The sequence below is a fragment of the Pseudovibrio sp. Ad5 genome (assembly GCF_001623095.1).
Lineage (GTDB): Bacteria > Pseudomonadota > Alphaproteobacteria > Rhizobiales > Stappiaceae > Pseudovibrio.
The window spans coordinates 263,942-284,097 of sequence record NZ_LMCH01000061.1 but is presented as its reverse complement, the minus strand read 5'-3'; the positions used below and the strand labels follow the sequence as shown (position 1 = coordinate 284,097).

Below are 20,156 nucleotides of genomic sequence, written 5' to 3'. Positions count from 1 at the left end.
TATTTTGGGCTCAGCCGACTGGAGAATTGAAATGGCATCTATCTGCGTGTTTTGCGGATCATCAATCGGGAAACGTCCGGAATATGAAGCTGCTGCCCGCGTTTTGGGCACCGAAATTGCAAAGCGCGGCAATCGTCTCGTTTATGGCGGTGCTGAAGTTGGATTGATGGGTGTCGTTGCAAATGCAGCGCTGGAAGCCGGTGGCGAAGTCGTTGGCGTCTTGCCAGAAGCACTTGCAGCAAAAGAACTGGCACACAGATCTCTGACGGATCTCCACATTGTCGGTTCTATGCACGAGCGTAAAGCGATGATGGCTGATCTGTCTGATGCGTTTGTGGCACTGCCAGGCGGCATCGGCACCATGGAAGAGCTCTTTGAGGTTTGGACATGGGGGCAGCTCGGCTACCACAACAAGCCATGTGGTCTATACAACGCAAACGGTTTTTACGGGCGCATGCTGGCATTTCTGGACTTCATGGAAGAAGAAGCGTTCATGAAGAAAACACACCGTGAGATGCTGTTGGTTGGTGACAATCCGACCCAGCTGCTGGATCAGATTGAAAACTATCAGGCGCCGATCGGTCATAAGTGGATCACGCGCGCTGAAACTTGATGGCTTGACACTCTGCAGGACTGAATATCACTTGATTAAAGCATGCTACGCAAATGAAAATGAGCGCAGCATGCTTTAGTCCTGCAGATATCGTGGAAGGCGAGAAGGTTCGTTTGTCAGGTAAAGCGCAGCCAGCAAAAAGACGAAGCCAACGGCCTGCCCAATACCTATAGGTTCAGCAAAAACCCAATACCCTGTCAGGATCGCCAGTCCGAACTCAATGAAGCCGGTGGTATAGGCCGTTTTCCTGCCAGACTTGTCAGAACTTCCATAGGCAAGCAAAAGCTGCGGCAACAATCCTGCAATCAGTGCCAGCCCTAGAATTGGCAGGGTACTCGGCATGGAACCTTCACCATGCCACACCTTGAGTTCGACAAGAGCAAAAGGAACTGCTGTCAAAACCGCCCCGGCAAAAATACAGGCAGCAATGGACAGAGAAGGCAGGTAACTCGGCGTTTTACGGCTAACCATCTGCAAGCCGCCATAGCACAATGGTCCAATCAATCCGATTGCAACGGCGATAAAATCCACATCAGGCAGAGGTGTTGAGGCAATGATGATCAGCAGTGCGCCAAACACCAGTCCAAGCGTGAGCTTGTCACTGCTTCTCAATTTTTCGCCGCCAAGAGCTCTTAGTATCACCAGAAGCGCAGGATAGGAGAAGAACAGACTAGCTGCCAGATAGATCGGTAGCATGCTCAGAGCATAAAAATAGCTCCATGCCCCAAGACCCATAATCATACCAAACAGCACATAATGTCGGCTGCTTGGGCCGGACTTAAGCGCTTGTGGCAGGTACGGAGCAAGCAACACGGCTGGCAGAATGTAACGCAAGAGAACTGCGGCGCCAGGTGAGATGCCGGCGGCAAAGCCAATCTTTGCAAAATACGGGATGCTTCCGAAGCAGACGGCGCCCAAACCCAATGCAATCAGGCTCACAAGCTTGTGGCCTTTGCCTCCACTTTTAAATCCATGAAACATGAAGTCTAAGTAACGCCGATTGCTTCTACTCTGAAATAGGTTCTGGCCTCAAAGCCGCCACAAATATGAAACCTGCACGGACTAAGAGCAAGTTTATTCGCTGAGCCAGCTGAGTTTGAGCTCAGATGGCCACAGAAAATAGGCCTGTAATGAGGTTTATGCCAATTCAGGGTCAGGTGCACTCAAGGTTCAACCCAGCGCAGGAAGCCCACTCAGGTCTTTCAAAACAGCAGATGGCGCCAGGTCTGTATATTCATCTGGCATCTGAGAGCGATTAATCCAGACCGTCCGCATACCGTACTTTGTTGCACCTGCGATATCCCAGCGGTTGCTGGACTGGAATGAAATCGCTTCCGGATACATACGGAAATGTGTGGTCACAAGATCATAAACATCTGGATGCGGCTTGTAGGTTTGCACCGGATCAACCGAGAAGACCTCGTCAAAGGAATCCGTGATACCAGCGTTTTTAAGAGCGCCATCCATCATTTTCATAGGAGCGTTTGACAGGATCGCAAGCTTGGAACCACGTTCACGCAGATCTTTCAGCAGCTGAGGAACTTCCGGATAGCAATCTAATTCCCAATAGGCGGCCAACAGCTCATCGCGTGCGCTCTTGTTTGCTTCTGGTACAAGCGCAAATGCAGTGTCCAGAGCCTGAACTGTCAGCTCCCAGAAATCTACATATTGCTCCATAAGAGAACGAACCCAGGAGTATTCCAGCTGCTTCTCACGCCAGATGGATGAGAGTTTCTTGCCTTCAGGACCCACGGCACCCATGTGTTTTCTGGCGGCAGCATGCACGTCAAAAAGAGTTCCATAGGCATCAAAAACATAAACTGAGTGGCTCATCTCTGCTCTCCGGCTTTGCACCAAGCGTCAAGATTGGCAAATTCCAATACCTCTAAGAAAGCGATGTCATGCGTGTTCGTCAAGGCATGGTAAATACGTGCCCCCTATGCTTTGGGCGCAAAAATTTAACAATTGTTCCATGAAAACAACATTTCACTCCAAAATTGCTCATACACGCACAAAACACGGCCAGAATCTTTAGCCCGCTCTCACAAAGGTTGCGGCAATCTCAAAAGTCCTCAAAACACGATTGCATTAAAACTGTGCAAAAGAACAAAGAAGAGGCGTCAGGCCTGAAAACTACACGCAAGTCACAAGCCGCAATCTAATTGCGTTTTCTCACTATTTACTCGCGTGTAGTGACATTTAGTTGCGCTTCGGAGCTAAAATAGCTGCGGGATATAACTTTGAGCACGTTTGTGTTGGGCATGATGACCGCACCTTGGTGCTTTGTCTTCTTTGTCGAGAGTATGGTTGACCCCATTTGAATTCTCAGGTCGACTGACAATAGATAATTGGGCGGGGCCTTTCAGGCTCATAAGCCGACTTTTGAGGAGAGATTAATTATGGCCGAAATGTCGAAGACTCGGACATGGGTTGAAGGCAAATGGTACGAGGGTAATCCGCCACTGATCGGTCCGCGTACGCATTCTTTTTGGTTGGGTTCGAACGTATTTGATGGTGCCCGTGGATTTGAAGGCGTTATGCCTGACCTTGATTTGCATTGTGAACGTCTAAACCGGTCTGCCGTAAACCTTGGTATGAAACCAACCATGCGCTTTGAAGAGATGGTTGAACTCGCGACAGAAGGCATGACCAAGTTTGAAGCGGACGAAGCAGTTTACATCCGTCCGATGTACTGGGCTGAACACGATGGTCCTGGCATCATTGACGGTGATCCGGAATCTACTCGTTTCTGCATGTGCCTGTTTGAAGCTCCAATGCCGCCCAAAGGTGCTTCCAACAGCCTGACATTGTCTCCATTCCGCCGGCCAACAATGGAATCCATGCCAGTTAATGCGAAAGCTGGCTGCTTGTACCCAAACAATGCGCGGGCATCGCGTGAAGCAAAGTCCCGTGGCTTTGACAATGCGATCATGCTGGATGCTCTGGGCAATGTTGCAGAGCTGACCTCAGCCAACATCTTCATGGTCAAGGATGGTGAGGTGCTCACCCCTTATTGGAATGGCACTTTCCTGAATGGCATTACCCGCCAGCGCATTATCAAACTGCTCAGCAGCGCTGGCTATAACGTGCATGAAACAACGCTGACCTTTAAGGACTTCCTTGAGGCTGATGAGATCTTCTCAACTGGCAACTACGGCAAGGTGGTTCCAGTCCACAAACTAGAAGATCGCACAATGGATCATGGTCCTGTTGCTGCCAAAGCAAGAGAACTCTATTGGGAGTTTGCACACGCTAAAGTGCCTGCATAACCCCATAGGGATTGTTTGTTTTAAAGGGAGGCAGTGGCCTCCCTTTTTTATGCCGGTGTGAAACGCTTGATCGTGAGCAAAGCAGCAAGAATGAGAGCACCTGCAGCCACAAGCGAGGCAAGCAAAAAGTCGCCGTTCAGCTCATAGAGATAACCGGCAAAGCTCGGGCCAAACATCTGGCCTAAACCGAAGGCAGCGGTCATCAGGCCGACAATTTGGCGAGGGTTAGAACTTGCAAGACGACGCGCCTCAACAAGCCCGATCGATGTAATGCCAACAAACGTCCCACCCAACAGGATTGCAGCTGCTGAAAGCCCGGCGATAGTCGGCGTCAGAACACTCAAAGCCACGCCAATGGCTTCAAGTGTGCAGGCGACTGCAATTGCACGGCCATACCCGATACGGACTGCCAACTTCTCCCAAAAGAAAACGGAAGGGATGATCGCAAGTCCAACAAGCAGCCAACCAAGGGATTTCATTGGAGCCAGTTCAGGCGTCGAACTAGCCAATGCACCGAGGAATGTGGCGGTGATGACGTAGCCAAAACCGAAGCAGCCGTAAGCAAAGATCAAGCGCCACGCGCTCAGGTTCAGTGGCTTGTTCGTGGTCTCCGTTTGGGTGGCGTGAGAAGCTGCTTGAGGAGCAAGCTCTTTTCGTGGAGGAAGAAGAAACGGCACGCACAACGAAAGTAGAAGACTGAGCGCACCACTTGCGATCCAAAGCTGTGATGAACTTTCTAAGCTTGTGCCGAGCCATTCAATCATAAGGGACGAACCTGCAATGCCGATACCAACTCCAGTGAAATGGATCGGAAAGAGATGAAGGCTACGGGTCTCTGCCAGCCGCTGCATGACTATATTTGCGACCAAAACAAATGCATAAGCGCTTGCCAGCCCAGCTAGAAAGCGAATGACAACAAACCAGTAGACGCCAAGACTAAACGCCATGAAAAAAGTGACTACAGTGCTCGTGATCAACGCGATCATGAAGATACGATAGGGACCGCCGGGCAGGGGAGCGCGAGCTGCCAGCAGTGCTCCGAGCAGATAACCAAGATAATTGGAGGAGGCGACAAATCCTGCGTTGACTTCATTCAAAGTTCCGTCCTGCAACATGAACGGCAGAACCGGAGTATAGACAAATCTTCCGATACCCATGACTGCAGCCATAGCAAGGCAGCCACCCACCGCAGAAAGGACTGCAAACTGGTCTTTTTCGGTTGTAGTGGATGGTTTCATGAGTTTTTCGGAGGCATCTGACACAAATTGATTCCTTACAAGCCGCAGAATACAGCCAATAAAGTGACCTCACAGCTCCTGTAATTTCCAACTTAGAAGTTCTACTTACAAAAAAACAAGAAAAATATTTGCAAATTATGCTCTTCACCCGTTGCTCATACGGAAAAACATCACTATTTTGCACCATGAGTTGCAGCGCTGCTCGGTTGTAAAACTGAAAAGTACTGCGCCCAAAATTTCCTTTCCCATGGAGGTATACCATGTCTTTTGCTCTTGAAGACCTGCCATACGCATACGACGCTCTGGCCCCTTATATGTCTGCTGAAACTCTCGAGTTCCACCATGACAAGCACCATATGGCTTACGTAACCAACGGCAACAAGCTGCTCGAAGGTTCTGGTCTTGAAGGCAAAAGCCTTGAAGAGATCGTCAAGGAAAGCTACGGCACAAATGCAGGCCTGTTCAACAACGCTGGTCAGCACCTTAACCACCTGCACTTCTGGAAATGGATGAAGCCAAATGGCGGCGGTTCTTCTCTGCCGGGCGTTCTGGCTAAGAAGTTTGACGAAGATCTCGGTGGTTTCGACAAGTTCCGCGCTGACTTCATCAACGCTGGTGTAACCCAGTTCGGTTCCGGTTGGGCATGGCTGGCTGTTAAAGGCGGCAAGCTCGTGGTGATGAAAACACCTAACGGTGAAAACCCAATCGTACACGGCGCAACCCCAATTCTTGGCTGCGACGTATGGGAGCATTCCTACTACATCGACTACCGCAACGCGCGTCCTAAGTACCTGGAAGCGTTCGTTGATAACCTGATCAACTGGGAATACGTGGAAGAGCTGTACTCTGCAGCTGTTTAATCCCAAAGACAGATTATAATCAAGGCGGCCTCGTGCCGCCTTTTTTGTCTCGATGGCCTTATTTTTTTAAATTGTCACTATTGACAGTTAATTATTTGAAGCCTATCTCTACTCGTGTCCGATGAGTGAAAGCACATACCCATGCCGCGTCCTAGTGTTCAATCCGCCAGACTAAATGAAATTGTTGAAGCTGCTGCGAAATGCGTTGCTCAATATGGTTTGGAAGGCGTGACGCTGGAACGCATTGCTGAAGAAACCGGACTGAAACGACCGCTTATCAGGCACCATGCCGGTAATCGGGAAGAGATAATAAACGCTGTTGTAACCCATGTTCTGTCAGGCTTTGGTGAGTTGACGACAATGTTCGCAAACGCATTGCCAGCAAAACGTGGTTCCTACACTGCCGTTGATCATCTGTTTGATGATCACGGCCACTCTGATCCAGCTGAGATGATGGTGTTCCAATCCATTGTTGCAGCAGCAGACAGGTTTCCTGCTGAGGCAGAAGCTCTTCTGAAATGGGTTGGTGATTTTACAGCAGTTGTCGTCGAGGCAATTAAACGAGACTTTCCTGAAGTGGAGAGTGAAGCCGCCGAAACCGTTGCCCATGGCATCGTGGCACTCTACTTCAACGTTGATTCCTTGGCTCCCCTCAAGCCGCCACACGCGTGGAGGCGTTATGCAAAAAATGCAGCATTGCTGCTGCTGAGGTCCTTGGAAGATAATGCAGGTACTCAAAGAGCTCCTTAGAAAGATAATCAGCTACGGCAAGTGGCGAACCATTTTTGCTCTGATCCTGATTGCTACCTCACTTTACTACGGCTGGCAGTGGGTCTGGGGTGCGCTTTTCCTCCTCTGGACAGTTAGAGCGTGGCGGAGCCAATCCGTCTATGTTGTCGAAACTCTCACTCGTGGTGATAACCCGTTCCTGTTCTGGATCACGATCATCCTGTGGGCGACGCTTTCGCTCTATCTCATCCTCGCAGATCTAATAATGAAGCTAGGAGGCGTTCCCCATGTCTACTCATAGCAACGGTATGCCCGTTCTACCCAAAGAGGCCTACACCTCGCAAGAATGGTTTGATCGAGAACAGGCCGAAATCTTCTCCAAAACCTGGTCACTGGCAGGCTTTCAGGAGGACATCACTGAACCTGGCCAGTACATTTCCGTTCAGGCTGGTTTGAACAATATCTTCATCGTAATGGGTCGTGATCATCGCTTGCGTGCGTTTCACAACATCTGCCGCCACAGAGGCACCCAGCTTTTGCGAGCTGAAGGCAAGACGCAAAAGGCGATCACATGCCCTTATCATGATTGGACATATGATCTTGAAGGCAACCTGATTTCTGTCCCGGAAAAAGAAAAAGAGTTTCCCGGGATAGATTTGTCCTGCAATGGTTTGAAAAAGGCATCTGTCGATATCTGGCGCGGAATGCTCTGGGTGCACCCAGATGAAAATGCTCCATCTATCATCAATTGGTTTGGAGAGGTAGAGCCATATCTTGCGCCATATGATCCAGCTGGATTAATTGAGACGGAAGAGGGCTACTCAAAGCATGAGATCAAGGCCAATTGGAAAATTATCGTCGAGAACTACATCGACGGGTATCATCTGTCACACCTGCATTCTCATACGCTCAACATGTATGACCACTCAAAGATTGAGTGTGAGTTCATCGGCCCACACTTCGCCTTCTGGGAGCCCCTTGCAGATTTCTATGCAGCTGAAGTGGAAAAGGTCACACCAATGCCACTCATTCCGGGCATCCCGAAAGACAAGTTGGGAGCCTGGGTGCCAATGTTGTTTCCGGGGATTGGATTAGGTGAATCTGAGAATTCATGGTCCACCTTCCATATAACGCCAATCGCCCCGGACAGATCCGTGGTTGAGATACGGACCCGTGTGGCGAATGAATCCACTTGGGCCTTCACAAAAGCGGCCATGGCATCAGCCTCCTTCTGGGATAAGCATCTGGGTGCCAAATACAACGAAGATCCAAAAGCAGATCCGATGTCGTCTGGTGACTTTATGCAGGAAGATATCTACGCCTGCGAACAGCAGCAGAAGTCCCTGCAGAGTCCTTTCTTTGAACACGGCCCATCCTCCAAACACGGTGAAAAGCCCGTTCGCGATCATCAGCGTGTCGTGGCTGAATGGGTGGAGCGCAGATCGTGAGAAATATCGTTTATTCACTGAGGGTTTCAGAGGTTATCTCTGAAACAAAGTACGCGAAAACCATCCGATTTGACGTCCCTGCAGAGCTGAAGGAGGAGTTTTTCTGGAAGCCAGGACAACACATTACCATTGAGCTGGGTGTAAACGGCGAGAAGGTGCGTCGTCCCTTCACGATTTCAGCGGCCCCCAGTCACGGTAACGCACTACAGATCACGGTTAAACCCAATCCAGATGGCATTGTCTCCAAGTTCCTCTGTACAAAGGTGAAGGTAGGTCAGCAGCTAAATGTGATGCTACCCTTCGGAGGTTTCACGCTTGAGCCTCTAAAAGATCAGCAAAGAACGCTCTACTTCTTTGCCGGTGGCAGCGGAATTACGCCGGCTGTCGCAATGATTGAAGCTGCATTGGAAAGAGAGCCACGTTCAAAACTGTTCTTGCTCTATGCGAACCGGACAGCTGATGACATCATCTTTAAGGAACAACTGGAGCTGTTGGCAGAGCGCTTCCCGTCTCAACTGGAAATCAGGCATATTCTATCCAAACCATCCTTGTGGTCTATGTTCTCACCATGGAAATCTGGCCGGATAACCAAAGAGGTGGCCTTGGAGTATTTGTCTGGATGCCGCCCTGTTGCTCAGAATACGCAATACTTTATTTGCGGTCCCGGTACCATGAACGCAGATGTGCGCGAGGCTCTTCGAAACTGCGATGTTCCGACAGATCGTATCCATGCAGAGAGTTTTGGCGGGAACCTTGATACGCCAAAAGACGTGGCCAGCGTGCCAGCTCTGCTAAAGCTCGACTACTACGGCGAGACCATTGAGCTGGAAGTTGCAAAAGGGCAGTCGATTATGAATGCTGTCCGGGCAGCGGGCTTGGAGCCACCTTATTCCTGCCAGTCAGGAATCTGCGGAGCATGCCGGGCTCAGATCAAGAGTGGTGCGGTGAACATGAAGGCCAGAATGGCTTTGGAAGACTCTGAAGTCGCCAAAGGGGCAATTCTGACCTGCCAATCCTATGCAAAAACCGCAGAACTATCGATCAGTTTTAAGTAGTTCAAGATCCGAACAGTTTGGCGAAGAAGCCTTTTTCATATCCAAGCTGGCAACGGGATGTGATGATCTGGTCTAAGACCCCATTCATCAGATAGAGGAATGCTTCGCACTCACTCTGAGTTGTGAAGCAAGCCTCGGTTGAGACGTTATAGGGCTGATTATCACTCAAAACGCGCCCACCAACATTTGCTTGCCAGATATTGGACGCGCCATGTTCAGCAGTCGCAATGGAACAATCATACTGAGTGCCTTTCACGCGCGGCATGATTGGCCCTGTACGAGGTATCAGTTGTCGTTCCAGATAATTGGTGCTTGGTGGTTGACTGCAGCTGACCAGAAACAGAGACGCCGCTGCAAAGCAGGCGAGTGGGGCAATTGTCTTCATTTAATCAACGCTTTCGGGCCTTATCGGCCTCTTCTGTCAAAAGTGTATTTTAAAACCAGCCAAAAAGTCCTTTGTAATACCCGTGCTGGCAACTGGCACTGCGCGTAAGCTCCAAATACCCACGCATGAAATTCAGATAAGCCTGACACTTCTTCATTGTCCGAAAACAGGCAACGCTGGAGATATTGCGGCTGGGATCGCTGAAATACCCGGTCACAAACGCCTGATAAACATTCTCCGCCCCATCCTCTTTCACCCTGATCCGACAATCATACTGTGACCCATAAATCCGCGGCGCCGACCGCAAGTCATTCGGGATCAGATGATTGAACGGATAAAGCTTATTGTTGACCTGAGCGACTGTAGACGCAGGCAGCATAAGGATAAGAAGCAAGATAACCAGAATGGCACGCACAGGATGTTCCAGACTTTTTTTGTTGTTTATGTCTTTAACATTGAGCGCCAAGAGGAGTTAAAGCTCCTCATTCGACCAAATAATCTTAGTCCTATGTTGGTTCCAGTATTCTTAACGGAGTTTTTGAACTGAGAATAAGGTTAAGGCAAACTTGCAGCTATATTAATTAAAAAAGGCGCCCGTTTGAGACGCCTTTTTACATCACTTGGTGAAATTAGACTAGGCCTTGCCGGTCTGCTTTAAGGCAAAGGCATAGACCAAGGCGACCTCTTTCAGGCGATCGAAACGACCGGATGCGCCACCGTGGCCGGCATCCATGTTGGTGCGCAGCATCACCAGACTATCATTGGCCTTCTTCTCACGCAGTGTTGCAACCCACTTGGCAGGCTCCCAATAGGTAACGCGCGGATCAGTCAGGCCGCCAAGTGCGAAGATCGCCGGATAGTCTTTCGCTTCCACATTGTCGATGGGAGAATAGGAGGCGATATACCCATACGCGCTCTTATCGCGGATCGGATCTCCCCATTCCGGCCATTCAATAGGGGTCAGCGGCAACGTATCGTCGAGCATAGTGGTTAGCACGTCCACAAATGGCACTTCAGCAATCATTGCAGCAAAAGCCTCAGGTGCCATGTTTGCACATGCACCCATCAGCATGCCACCGGCAGAGCCGCCGTGCGCAACGATCCTGTCATGAGCGGTGAAGCCTTCGCTAGCCAGAAACTTCGAGGCTGCGATGAAGTCATAAAAGGTGTTCTTCTTGAATTCACGACGCCCGTTCTTGTACCAGGCATAGCCTTTGTCTTTGCCACCACGAATGTGCGCAATCGCATAAACAAATCCGCGATCAACAAGCGACAGGGCATTAGTGGAGAAGCTGGCAGGAATTGAAAGGCCATAGGACCCATACCCGTAAAGCAGGCAAGGAGCACTTCCATCCAGAACTGTCGAGCGTTTATAGAGCAGAGAAACCGGAACCAGTGTGCCATCATGTGAAGGAGCCATCAGGCGGCGCGTAATGTACTCAGAAGCATCGTGACCAGATGGCACTTCCTGCCGCTTGCGCAGCACTCTATCGCGCGTAGCAAGGTCATAGTCATATACTTCGCTTGGTGTTGTCATGGAAGAATACGTGAACCGGATGGTTGTGGTGTTGTATTCAAACCCTGCGGCTATACCGAGGCTATAGGCTTCTTCATCAAATTCAATGCTGTGTGAAATACCATCGATGAAACGATGGACGACAATGCGCGGCAAGCCATCAACGCGCTCAAGCCACACCATATAATCCTTGTAAACATCGTGCGATAGGATCAGACGGCCAGGCTTATGAGCAATCAGATCAACCCAGTGTGACTTACCCGGAAGAGCAAGTTGAGCGACGAGCGGCACGCTGACAATCTTGAAATCTTCAGCCTCACCAGCGTTGGTCAAGATCAGCAGGCGGTCACCATTGTCTTCAACGGAATACTCCACACCAGTCTCACGCTTGGCAACCAACGTAGGGGCTGCCAAAGGTTCATCTGCAGGAATAAGCCAAACCTCGGTGGTTTCATGGTCACCTGAACCAACACAAATGAAACGTCCGGATTGTGTTCTGCCAAGCCCAACAAAGAAACTTGTATCCTGTTCTTCATAAACAAGAACATCTTCAGACGGTGCTGTACCAAGCTTGTGGCGGAAGAGCTTGGAAGGGCGATGGTTCGCGTCTACCTGAACATAAAACAGATACTGACCGTCCGTAGACCAAACACCGCCTGCACCAGTGTCTGGTATGGTGTCTTCCAGATCCTGTCCTGTCGTCGTGTCGCGCACTTTCAGTGTGTAGTACTCGGAGCCTTTGTCGTCGTAGGCCCAGGCCAGATACCTATGATCATCGCTGTGAGATGCACCGCCAAATTTGAAGTATGCTTTGCCATCAGCTTCAAGGTCTCCATCGACAAGAACTATGGGGTCGCTTCCATCACGCTTGCTGCGCACAAATTTGGGATGTTGACCACCTTCAACAAACTTCGTCGCATAGGCGTACTCACCATCAGGAGAAGGAACTGAACTGTCGTCTTCTTTGATACGACCCTTTAGCTCTGCAAAAAGTGCTTTTTGCAGCTCTTTAGTGTCTTCCATCTCGTTTTCGGTATAAGCATTTTCTGCTTCAAGATAGGCACGGATCTCAGGATCAAGCAGAGTGGGGTCTCGCATTACCTCCTGCCAATTATCTGCGCGCAGCCAGGCATAAGGCTCGTTGCGAGTAAAGCCATGATGGCTGGTTTCATGAGTGCGCATCTGCGCGTTTGGTGGAGCTGACTTTTTCATTATACCTGACTGAGTTTACGCTTATGATTTTGAAATCTGAATTCTATTCTTCAGCATTTTAATCGGGAATGGGCATAAAGCCAGTTCCCGATTAAAACTTATCCCTGAGAAGATATGCGCTGAATCGAAGGTATAAATTTGAACCTGAAGCTTTTTACACCGATAATTTTCATGCTCATATGTCTTTCGAAGAGAGCAGATAATATTATTTCAATGTAATTAGAGTTGTTCTTCCACAGCTTCAAAACGTCGCTCTTTTGCCTCGCGATAACACCTATCTTGGATTTGATCAAAACTACGTGTCAGGTGTGAATGTCATCGAAGTACCATTCATGCAGTAGCGAAGTCCTGTTGGTGGTGGGCCGTCAGGGAAAACGTGTCCGAGATGTCCTCCACAACTTGCACAGCAAATCTCTGTGCGGACCATGCCAAGCGTAGCGTCTTTATGTTCTGTCACAGCATCGGGAGAGACCGCCTCAAAGAAACTTGGCCAGCCGCAGCCTGCATCAAATTTTGTGTCTGATTTGAATAGCTTAGAGCCACATGCTGTGCAGCTGTAGGTGCCTGTTTCAAAGGTATTCCAATAAGGGCCTGTAAAGGCTCGTTCGGTGCCTTTTTCCCTAAGGATACGATATTGCTCAGGGGTCAGTTGTTCCCGCCATTCCGACTCGGTCATGTCCTTAGGTGATTTTTTGTTAAACATGATAGAAATCCTTATTCACCGGGCTCAATGGTAGGGCCGTGTTAAGTTTACCAAGACATAAACAAACAGCCAATGCCTATAAGGCAAGTTACAATTAGGTGAGGTTAAAGTTTATTGGAGCCTGACAAAACTAGAATGTGATGAACTTGCCCTGCATGGGTGGGCAGATTATGTCTTTGGAGTGGTCGGGGGAGCGTGTTTGGCAAATTCGACTCGGTCTTATAGGTTAACCACACTAATAAATTTACGGAGTGCTACATGCCTTTATTCGGTGTCGAGGCAACGTTCTGGGCGTTATTAGGCCCGTTTGTTGCCGCTGCGCTTAGTCCCTTTCTGGCAAAGACTCTGAAACACAATGCTGCGTGGCTTCTCGCTGTTATTCCTGCATTGGCGTTCCTACAGTTTCTTTCATTTGTGCCAGGCATTGCCGAGGGGCAAACATTCAAGGCGAGCTTGGAGTGGGTTCCCACCTTCAACGTAAATTTCTCGATTTATCTGGATGGCCTGTCTGTCTTATTTGCGCTTCTGATTTCGGGAATAGGAACGCTCATTACGCTTTATGCAGGTGGATACCTGAAAGGCCATGAGAACCTTGGGCAGTTTCTGTCCTACCTGTTCCTCTTCATGGGAGCCATGCTGGGTGTTGTTGTTGCTGACAACGTCATCACACTCTTCGTCTACTGGGAGTTGACGTCTATCACGTCCTTTCTGTTGATCGGGTTTGACCACCTGCGCCGCGCCTCTCGCCGCTCTGCTGTGCAAGCGCTTGTTGTGACAGGCGGCGGTGGTCTGGCTCTGATGGCTGGTTTGATCCTGGCTGGCTACCAGGGTGGCAGTTTCGAGTTAAGTGAGTTGCTCAATTCTGGTGACGTTTTACGCGAAAGCCCATATTACACCGCGATCTTCATTTTGGTGGTGCTGGGCGCTTTCACAAAGTCAGCTCAATTTCCGTTCCATTTCTGGCTTCCAAACGCAATGGAAGCTCCGACACCTGTTTCTGCATACTTGCACTCTGCCACCATGGTGAAAGCCGGTGTTTACCTGCTCATGCGCATGCATCCGGTTCTGGGAGATACAGAACTCTGGATGACCGTACTTCCGATCTTTGGTGGCATCACACTGCTCGTTGGCACCATTCTCGGCATTCGGCAGACAGACCTCAAACTTGTTCTGGCCTACACAACAGTTGCGTCTCTCGGGTTGCTGGTGATGCTAACAGGCACATCTGACCCGGTGGCGATCCAAGGCGCCGTTATATACCTTTTCGCGCACTCACTCTTTAAGGGCTCTTTGTTTATGGTGGTCGGAACAGTCGACCATGAATCAGGTACACGCGATCTGAACAGAGTAGGGGGCTTGTTCTCACTGATGCCGATCACCGGTACAGCTGCGGTCCTCTCTGCGTTGTCAATGGCAGGTTTGCCACCTCTGGTCGGCTTTGTTGCGAAAGAAGTTCTTTATGACGGAACATGGCACGCTGTGAACGGTGGGCTTTGGACTGGCTTTGCCGTACTGGGCAACGCGATGATGTTTGCTCTGGCTGCAACCGTTGCCATTAAACCGTTCTTCGGCGCCAAGGTGAAAACACCAAAAGTTGCTCATGAAGGAACTGTCCTACTTGTTGCAGGATCAATCACTCTTGCGGTTCTGGGCTTGGCAGCCGGTGCATTCATCGCATCAGTTGGTCATCAGCTCTTGTCACCAATGACCTCTGCAATTCTGGGAACACCATTTGATGAAGAGTTGCATCTGTTCCCCACATACCTGTCACCAGCGCTCTACCTGTCTTTAGCGACAATTGCCCTTGGTATTATCATCTTCATGTACATGGATAAGCTCCGTGTGATTGTTGCTGATGCTCTGCGAACCATTGGGTGGGGACCGGATAAAGGCTTCGACCAGGTCCTGGAAATTATCATTCGTTTTGCAACCACGCTGACACAAACAGTTCAAACTGGCAGTATGGTCACCTATATGCGTGCAACGTTTACCGTAATCGCGCTAGTCCTGTTTGTACCAATGACCCTCACAGGCAATTGGCCAAAACTGCAAGGTATAGGCAGCTTCTACGCTTATGAGTGGTTTATTGCCGCGATTGCGGTGATTGGCGTTTATGCCGTGTTAACAGCACGCTACCGAGTAACGGCGATTGTCCTGCTTGGTATTCAAGGTTTTGCAGTGGCACTGATCTACCTGCTCTTTGGAGCGCCGGATCTGGCCTTCACGCAGTTTATGGTTGAGACACTCTCGGTTGTGATCCTTGCGTTGGTAATGACCCGTCTGAATCTGAAGCCAACCGATGCCCGGTCATCGCGTGGCAAAGCCTTTGATATCAGCCTGTCAGTGCTTTGTGGTGCGGGTATCAGCATGTTGCTGATGTCCATTATTCAACTGCCGTTTGACCCAACACTCTCTGAGTTCTTCACACAGTACAGTCGGACGATTGCGCACGGTCGGAACATCGTGAACGTTATTCTCGTTGATTTCCGCGGCTTCGATACGATCGGAGAGATCTCCGTTGTGATGGTAACGGGTCTGGCGGTCCTTGCACTTATCCGAGTGCGACCTAAATCAAACGGAAACTCGAACTCGGAGAAAAATCGCTAATGAATACGCTTATATTCAGAACGGTCGCTCCGTATCTCTCTGCCCTGATGATGCTTTTTTCCGTCTTCGTATTGCTCCGTGGGCACAACGAGCCCGGTGGAGGTTTCATCGGCGGGCTGATTGCCGTTTCCGCCTTCGCAATTTATGGCATTGCCTGCGGTGTCTCTGCAGTTCGCCGGGCAATGAAGTTTCATCCTATGTCCATTGCTGCGTCAGGCCTGCTCCTCGCAGTTGTCTCTGTGTTGCCGAGCCTGTTCTTCAGTCAGCCAGCAATGACAAGTCAGTGGCTTGCGCTTCCGTTTTTGGGCACGGTGATTGATCTATCAACACCGCTGTTCTTTGATATTGGAGTGTATCTGGTGGTGGTAGGAGCGATTTCTTCGATCGCTCTTTCTCTGGAAGAAAGGGCAGACTAATGGAAACGCTTTTCTCTGTTCTGGTCGGGATCCTTTTTGCAGGTTCCATCTATCTGCTTTTGTCTCGCAAGCTTGTACGGATCCTGCTGGGCATTGCCATTCTTGGAAATGCCGTGAATCTCTTGATCTTCACGGCAGGACGCCTGACACGGGATGTACCGCCAATTATTCCGCTTCAAAGCTATCTCCCCGTAGAAGCAACAGCGAACCCTCTGCCTCAGGCATTGGTGCTGACCGCAATTGTGATCTCGTTCTCCTTCCTGGCATTCTTCCTGGTCCTCGGGTACCGGGCCTATCAGGAGCTGGGAACAGATGACTTGCTTGATATGCGCGTCGCAGAACCCAAAGAACATTCTGAACCGCCGCTGGGGTACTAAGTAGATGGCTGCAACGAAAACAACAGTTGATATTACAGCGGCTATGGTGACGGAGGCGGTGCCTCTTGCCGACTGGCTATTGGTTGCTCCTGTCCTGCTCACCATGGCAGGCGGTGCAATTTCAATTATTTTCCGAAAGAAATCGGCTACTCAACCTTGGATCGCGATCACAACAATCGCACTGGTGATCCTTTCAAACATCGGCTTGCTCAACCACGTTCTCACCAACGGTGTTGTGACGATGGTGATGGGCAGTTGGCTCCCGCCATTCGGCATCGCTTTTACAGCTGATCCGCTCGGCGCGTTGCTGGCACTGACAGCCTCTGTCGCAACCATGTGTGTCGCCGTCTTCGCAATGAACTCAATTGCTGAAAACGAAAGACGCTACGGTTTCTATCCGTTCCTCCTGATGCTGCTCTGCGGTGTCACGGGATCATTTCTGACAGGAGATATCTTCAACCTTTATGTGTGGTTTGAAGTCCTGTTGATCTCATCCTTCGGTATGCAGATCCTCGGAAATGAAAAGGTGCAGATCGACGGTGCTGTAAAATATGCAGTGCTGAACCTGATTGCGACAACGCTATTCCTTGCCGCAACTGGCCTGCTTTATGGTCTGGTTGGTACGCTGAACATGGCGGACATCGCTGGCAAGCTGAAAGCCTTTGACAGCTCTGGTCCAATGCTTGGTTTGGCAACCTTGTACTTCCTTGCATTTGCAATGAAGGCAGCAGCGTTCCCAGTCAATTTCTGGCTTCCCGCCTCTTATCACACACCACGTTTGGTGGTAGCCGCAATCTTTGCAGGCTTACTCACCAAAGTAGGTGTCTATGCGCTGCTTAGAGTGATGCTTCTGCTGATGCCGGAAGGTCGTGACTGGCTCGCCTCTCTAATTGGAATAGTCGCCATCGCAACGATGCTGACCGGCTCACTTGGTGCGCTGGCTCAAACAGATATCCGACGGCTGATGGCCTATCTCGTCATCGCTGGTATCGGTGCCATGATGGCTGGTATCGCAGTTGGCAATGAAGTTGCTGTATCTGGTGCGATCTTCTACTCCATGCATTCCGTTCTCATCATGACCGCGCTTTACCTCCTGGTCGCCTTTATGTTCCAGATGAGCGGAACATTTTCCCTGCGGGAAATCGGAGGTCTCTACATCCGCACGCCTCTGGGCGCTGGAATAGGCTTGATCCTCTTGCTCGCAGTCGCAGGCTTGCCACCTTTCTCCGGTTTCTGGGCAAAACTGTTGCTCGTAGCTGGTGCGCTAGAAGCTGGTCGTGGCTGGGTCGCAGCTGGTATTCTGGTCTCAGGGCTGTTTACGACCATCGCTGTAGGACGTCTTTGGATCTTCGCATTCTGGCGGGGCGGGAACGAGCACACGGTGGATGGCATTCAAGCTCTCCCCATTGCCGGAAGCTCTGATGCCTCTGAGATATCGTGGAGCATCTGGTTGCCACTCGTCGTGTTGACCGCGCTGATCTTCATAATTGGAATTTTGCCGGAAACCATGATGTCCATAACTGAAAATGGAGCAAAAACGCTGATTGATCCGACAGCCTATATCGGTTCCGTATTTGGAGGCATCCGATGAACAACACGGTCTTTCTCATGAACTTGCTGCTTGCAGCAGCATGGGGTGCTGTTACCGGCTCATTCACACCGCTGAATCTGATTTTCGGTTTTATCTTGTCCAGTATTGCATTGTTCCTGATCCGGGAACAGATCGCATTTCGTGACTACTTTCAGCGCGGTGGGAAGATTCTCATTCTTGCTGGCAGCTTCTTCAAAGAGTTGGTGCTGTCCTCTTGGCGGGTGCTGATGATTGTTATCAAACCGAAGATCAATCTCCACCCAGGCATCATCGCAGTGCCGCTCTCAGTCAGCGAAGACTTTGAGATCACATTGCTGGCAAACATGGTTACGTTGACACCGGGAACGCTTTCCGTCGATGTTTCGGAAGATCGAAAGGTCTTGTTTGTGCATTGCCTCAACGTGCCAGACCCAGAAGAAACAATTGATGGCATCAAGAATGGTTTTGAACGTCAGATCTTGGAGGCGTTTCGATGAACGGATTTGAGGCTTTCGCATCAGATTTTCTGTATGCCTGTGTGAGCATCGCGCTCTTTATTCTCGGTCTGACATTCTTGCTGATTGTCTATCGCATCATCAAAGGCCCAACCTTGCCTGACCGTATTGTCGGACTGGATCTATTGGTGGTTGTCGCTATCGGCCTGATAGCGACTGTGGGTGTTGGGTCATCATACACGCTCTATATCGATATCTCGCTTGCACTCGGTCTTGTCGGCTTTCTGGCAACCGTTGCCTTCGCCCGTTTCATCTTAAATCGAGGGCAGGCCAAAGACTTTATTATCATGCAGGAAATCAAAGATTCCGAAAAGCAGGAGGAGCAGAAATGATGTCAGCAGTTATCTCTATCCTGACTGGGATTATGCTCATTATAGGAGCAATCTTCGCAGCTGGCGCAGCGCTTGGCATCAATCGTCTGCCAGACGTCTATACACGCATGCACGCAGCGTCCAAGGCGGGTACCTTAGGGTCTGGCTTGATGGTGCTGGCGCTTGGCCTCTATTCGCAACAGTGGGATGACTTCATGCGTGCTGTCGCGACCGTCTGCTTCTTTCTGTTGACGGCTCCGGTTTCTGCACACCTCATCGCACGCGCAGCCTATGTCGTGGGCTACAAACCTTGTAAGGAAACCAAGTTGGACGAGTTGAGTGTGACGAAGAAGTCTGCGGAGCCTGAAACACCGCAATAATATGTCAGCTTCGATCACAGTTTCTGGGGTTTAGTGCAACCAAATCACCAGAAATAATCGACAATGCCCTTTGGGAAGGCGGTTGACTAGAAACGTGAGTTTCACCGGCACCGCCTTGCCAACAGCCAATTACACAGCAAAGTCTCATTCTTTTACCTGTACATTAGGGCAAGCAGTTTATCTAGTTTACTTCTATGATTTCTCAAGTTTGTTGGAAGTCTGTAAGGTCCTTCTAAATCACAATGCACAAAAAACCATAGTAAATCTGCTTTTTCATACCGAATTTAACTTGTTATCCTTATTTCCTGTCTCTATAAAAGCCTCCTATGGTTTTTGCTTGTTTAGAGTCGAAGCTTAGCTGAGATAAGTACGGATCTAACGTTTAATCTTCGGATTGAAGTATTAGCTCTGTAGTAAGTAAGCACACCTACGAAATTTAGATCCACAAGATGACAGGTTAGAGATGAGCGAGATCCCTGCAGATAATAATTTGATGGAACTGACTGCTGATATCGTGTCAGCCTATGTTGGTAATAACACTGTGGCCTCTGCCGATTTGCCTGTGCTGATCAACGACGTTTACGTCGCTTTGCAGAAAACCAGTGGTGATCTTTCCGAGCCAGAGCCAGAGCCACTCAAGCCAGCTGTGCCGGTGAAGAAGTCTGTTACGAACGATTACATCATCTGTCTTGAAGATGGTAAGAAGTTCAAGTCCCTGAAGCGTCACCTACGCACGCATTACGATATGACACCTGAAGAATATCGTGAAAAATGGGGTCTGCCTTCAGACTACCCAATGGTTGCTCCTCATTACGCGGCAGCTCGTTCTGAGCTTGCTAAGAAAATGGGTCTCGGCCAGCAGCGTAAACGCGCTAAGTAATTTCAGGACATATCCTGACAGAAAACCAGCCTCAATCGGGGCTGGTTTTTTTTATTCCCCTTCTGCTGTTTC

Annotated in this window: 22 protein-coding genes; 15 read left to right on the top strand and 7 right to left on the bottom strand. The window is 49.8% G+C overall.

Annotation, left to right across the window (positions count from 1 at the left end; all coding sequences use genetic code 11):
• The first annotated feature begins 31 nt into the window (after positions 1-31).
• Entirely contained in the window at positions 32-613 is a 582-nt protein-coding gene (locus PsAD5_RS19320) for an LOG family protein (protein WP_063288149.1), read from the top strand.
• Positions 614-688: 75 nt separating this feature from the next.
• Here the strand turns inward: PsAD5_RS19320 and PsAD5_RS19315 are convergent, their stop codons facing one another.
• Complete coding sequence (locus tag PsAD5_RS19315) at positions 689-1,594, bottom strand: DMT family transporter (RefSeq protein WP_063293257.1); 906 nt, start codon at positions 1,592-1,594, stop codon at positions 689-691.
• 189 nt (positions 1,595-1,783) lie between these two features.
• Positions 1,784-2,446, bottom strand: a complete 663-nt coding sequence (locus tag PsAD5_RS19310; RefSeq protein ID WP_063293256.1) for a haloacid dehalogenase type II — start codon at positions 2,444-2,446, stop codon at positions 1,784-1,786.
• Between the two features lie 566 nt (positions 2,447-3,012).
• On the opposite strand from PsAD5_RS19310, the gene PsAD5_RS19305 reads away from it, so the two are divergent.
• Positions 3,013-3,882 (top strand): branched-chain amino acid aminotransferase, encoded by an 870-nt coding sequence (locus PsAD5_RS19305; RefSeq protein ID WP_057465858.1) that lies wholly within the window; start codon positions 3,013-3,015, stop codon positions 3,880-3,882.
• Between the two features lie 47 nt (positions 3,883-3,929).
• Here the strand turns inward: PsAD5_RS19305 and PsAD5_RS19300 are convergent, their stop codons facing one another.
• Positions 3,930-5,144, bottom strand: a complete 1,215-nt coding sequence (locus tag PsAD5_RS19300) for a YbfB/YjiJ family MFS transporter (RefSeq protein WP_063293255.1) — start codon at positions 5,142-5,144, stop codon at positions 3,930-3,932.
• A 236-nt stretch (positions 5,145-5,380) separates the two neighbouring features.
• Here PsAD5_RS19300 and PsAD5_RS19295 point away from each other — a divergent pair, with 236 nt between their 5' ends.
• The 5 genes from PsAD5_RS19295 to PsAD5_RS19275 all read left to right on the top strand — a co-directional run bounded on the left by PsAD5_RS19295 (position 5,381) and on the right by PsAD5_RS19275 (position 9,212).
• Entirely contained in the window at positions 5,381-5,980 is a 600-nt protein-coding gene (locus PsAD5_RS19295; protein ID WP_063293254.1) for a superoxide dismutase, read from the top strand.
• A 141-nt stretch (positions 5,981-6,121) separates the two neighbouring features.
• The gene (locus tag PsAD5_RS19290; protein ID WP_063288153.1) at positions 6,122-6,730 is read left to right on the top strand and encodes a TetR/AcrR family transcriptional regulator; all 609 of its coding nucleotides are present in this window, start codon (positions 6,122-6,124) and stop codon (positions 6,728-6,730) included.
• A complete protein-coding gene (locus PsAD5_RS19285) occupies positions 6,705-7,010 on the top strand; it encodes a hypothetical protein (RefSeq protein WP_063293253.1) in 306 nt (101 codons plus the stop codon). Before PsAD5_RS19290 ends, PsAD5_RS19285 begins: the two co-directional genes overlap by 26 nt.
• Positions 6,997-8,157: an aromatic ring-hydroxylating oxygenase subunit alpha gene (locus PsAD5_RS19280; RefSeq protein ID WP_084406007.1), complete on the top strand. Its 1,161-nt coding sequence runs from the start codon at positions 6,997-6,999 to the stop codon at positions 8,155-8,157. Before PsAD5_RS19285 ends, PsAD5_RS19280 begins: the two co-directional genes overlap by 14 nt.
• A complete protein-coding gene (locus tag PsAD5_RS19275; protein ID WP_063293337.1) occupies positions 8,154-9,212 on the top strand; it encodes a ferredoxin--NADP reductase in 1,059 nt (352 codons plus the stop codon). Before PsAD5_RS19280 ends, PsAD5_RS19275 begins: the two co-directional genes overlap by 4 nt.
• Position 9,213: 1 nt before the next feature.
• On the opposite strand, the gene PsAD5_RS19270 is transcribed toward PsAD5_RS19275, so the two are convergent.
• From PsAD5_RS19270 to msrB, 4 genes are all read right to left on the bottom strand, one after another.
• Positions 9,214-9,597 (bottom strand): hypothetical protein, encoded by a 384-nt coding sequence (locus tag PsAD5_RS19270; protein WP_057465863.1) that lies wholly within the window; start codon positions 9,595-9,597, stop codon positions 9,214-9,216.
• A 49-nt stretch (positions 9,598-9,646) separates the two neighbouring features.
• A complete protein-coding gene (locus PsAD5_RS28365) occupies positions 9,647-10,063 on the bottom strand; it encodes a hypothetical protein (RefSeq protein WP_208981839.1) in 417 nt (138 codons plus the stop codon).
• A 168-nt stretch (positions 10,064-10,231) separates the two neighbouring features.
• Positions 10,232-12,325 (bottom strand): S9 family peptidase, encoded by a 2,094-nt coding sequence (locus tag PsAD5_RS19260; RefSeq protein ID WP_063293252.1) that lies wholly within the window; start codon positions 12,323-12,325, stop codon positions 10,232-10,234.
• Positions 12,326-12,620: 295 nt separating this feature from the next.
• Complete coding sequence (gene msrB / locus PsAD5_RS19255; RefSeq protein ID WP_063293251.1) at positions 12,621-13,028, bottom strand: peptide-methionine (R)-S-oxide reductase MsrB; 408 nt, start codon at positions 13,026-13,028, stop codon at positions 12,621-12,623.
• 258 nt (positions 13,029-13,286) lie between these two features.
• On the opposite strand from msrB, the gene PsAD5_RS19250 reads away from it, so the two are divergent.
• The 8 genes from PsAD5_RS19250 to PsAD5_RS19215 all read left to right on the top strand — a co-directional run bounded on the left by PsAD5_RS19250 (position 13,287) and on the right by PsAD5_RS19215 (position 20,084).
• Positions 13,287-15,635 carry a putative monovalent cation/H+ antiporter subunit A gene (locus tag PsAD5_RS19250; protein WP_063293250.1) on the top strand — a complete coding sequence of 783 codons (2,349 nt, stop codon included), beginning with the start codon at positions 13,287-13,289 and terminating at the stop codon, positions 15,633-15,635.
• On the top strand, positions 15,635-16,051 hold the full coding sequence (locus PsAD5_RS19245; RefSeq protein ID WP_057465865.1) for a Na+/H+ antiporter subunit B: 417 nt from the start codon (positions 15,635-15,637) through the stop codon (positions 16,049-16,051). The genes PsAD5_RS19250 and PsAD5_RS19245 overlap by 1 nt, the downstream gene beginning before the upstream one ends.
• Positions 16,051-16,428, top strand: a complete 378-nt coding sequence (locus PsAD5_RS19240) for a Na+/H+ antiporter subunit C (protein ID WP_057465866.1) — start codon at positions 16,051-16,053, stop codon at positions 16,426-16,428. Before PsAD5_RS19245 ends, PsAD5_RS19240 begins: the two co-directional genes overlap by 1 nt.
• Positions 16,429-16,432: 4 nt before the next feature.
• Positions 16,433-18,019, top strand: coding sequence for a Na+/H+ antiporter subunit D (locus tag PsAD5_RS19235; RefSeq protein WP_063288157.1), 1,587 nt, complete (start codon positions 16,433-16,435; stop codon positions 18,017-18,019).
• A complete protein-coding gene (locus PsAD5_RS19230) occupies positions 18,016-18,495 on the top strand; it encodes a Na+/H+ antiporter subunit E (RefSeq protein WP_057465868.1) in 480 nt (159 codons plus the stop codon). The genes PsAD5_RS19235 and PsAD5_RS19230 overlap by 4 nt, the downstream gene beginning before the upstream one ends.
• Positions 18,492-18,845, top strand: coding sequence for a cation:proton antiporter (locus tag PsAD5_RS19225; protein ID WP_057465869.1), 354 nt, complete (start codon positions 18,492-18,494; stop codon positions 18,843-18,845). The genes PsAD5_RS19230 and PsAD5_RS19225 overlap by 4 nt, the downstream gene beginning before the upstream one ends.
• A complete protein-coding gene (gene mnhG / locus PsAD5_RS19220; protein ID WP_063293249.1) occupies positions 18,842-19,204 on the top strand; it encodes a monovalent cation/H(+) antiporter subunit G in 363 nt (120 codons plus the stop codon). Before PsAD5_RS19225 ends, mnhG begins: the two co-directional genes overlap by 4 nt.
• A 463-nt stretch (positions 19,205-19,667) precedes the next feature.
• Positions 19,668-20,084 carry a MucR family transcriptional regulator gene (locus tag PsAD5_RS19215; RefSeq protein ID WP_008549808.1) on the top strand — a complete coding sequence of 139 codons (417 nt, stop codon included), beginning with the start codon at positions 19,668-19,670 and terminating at the stop codon, positions 20,082-20,084.
• The last annotated feature ends 72 nt before the right edge of the window (positions 20,085-20,156 follow it).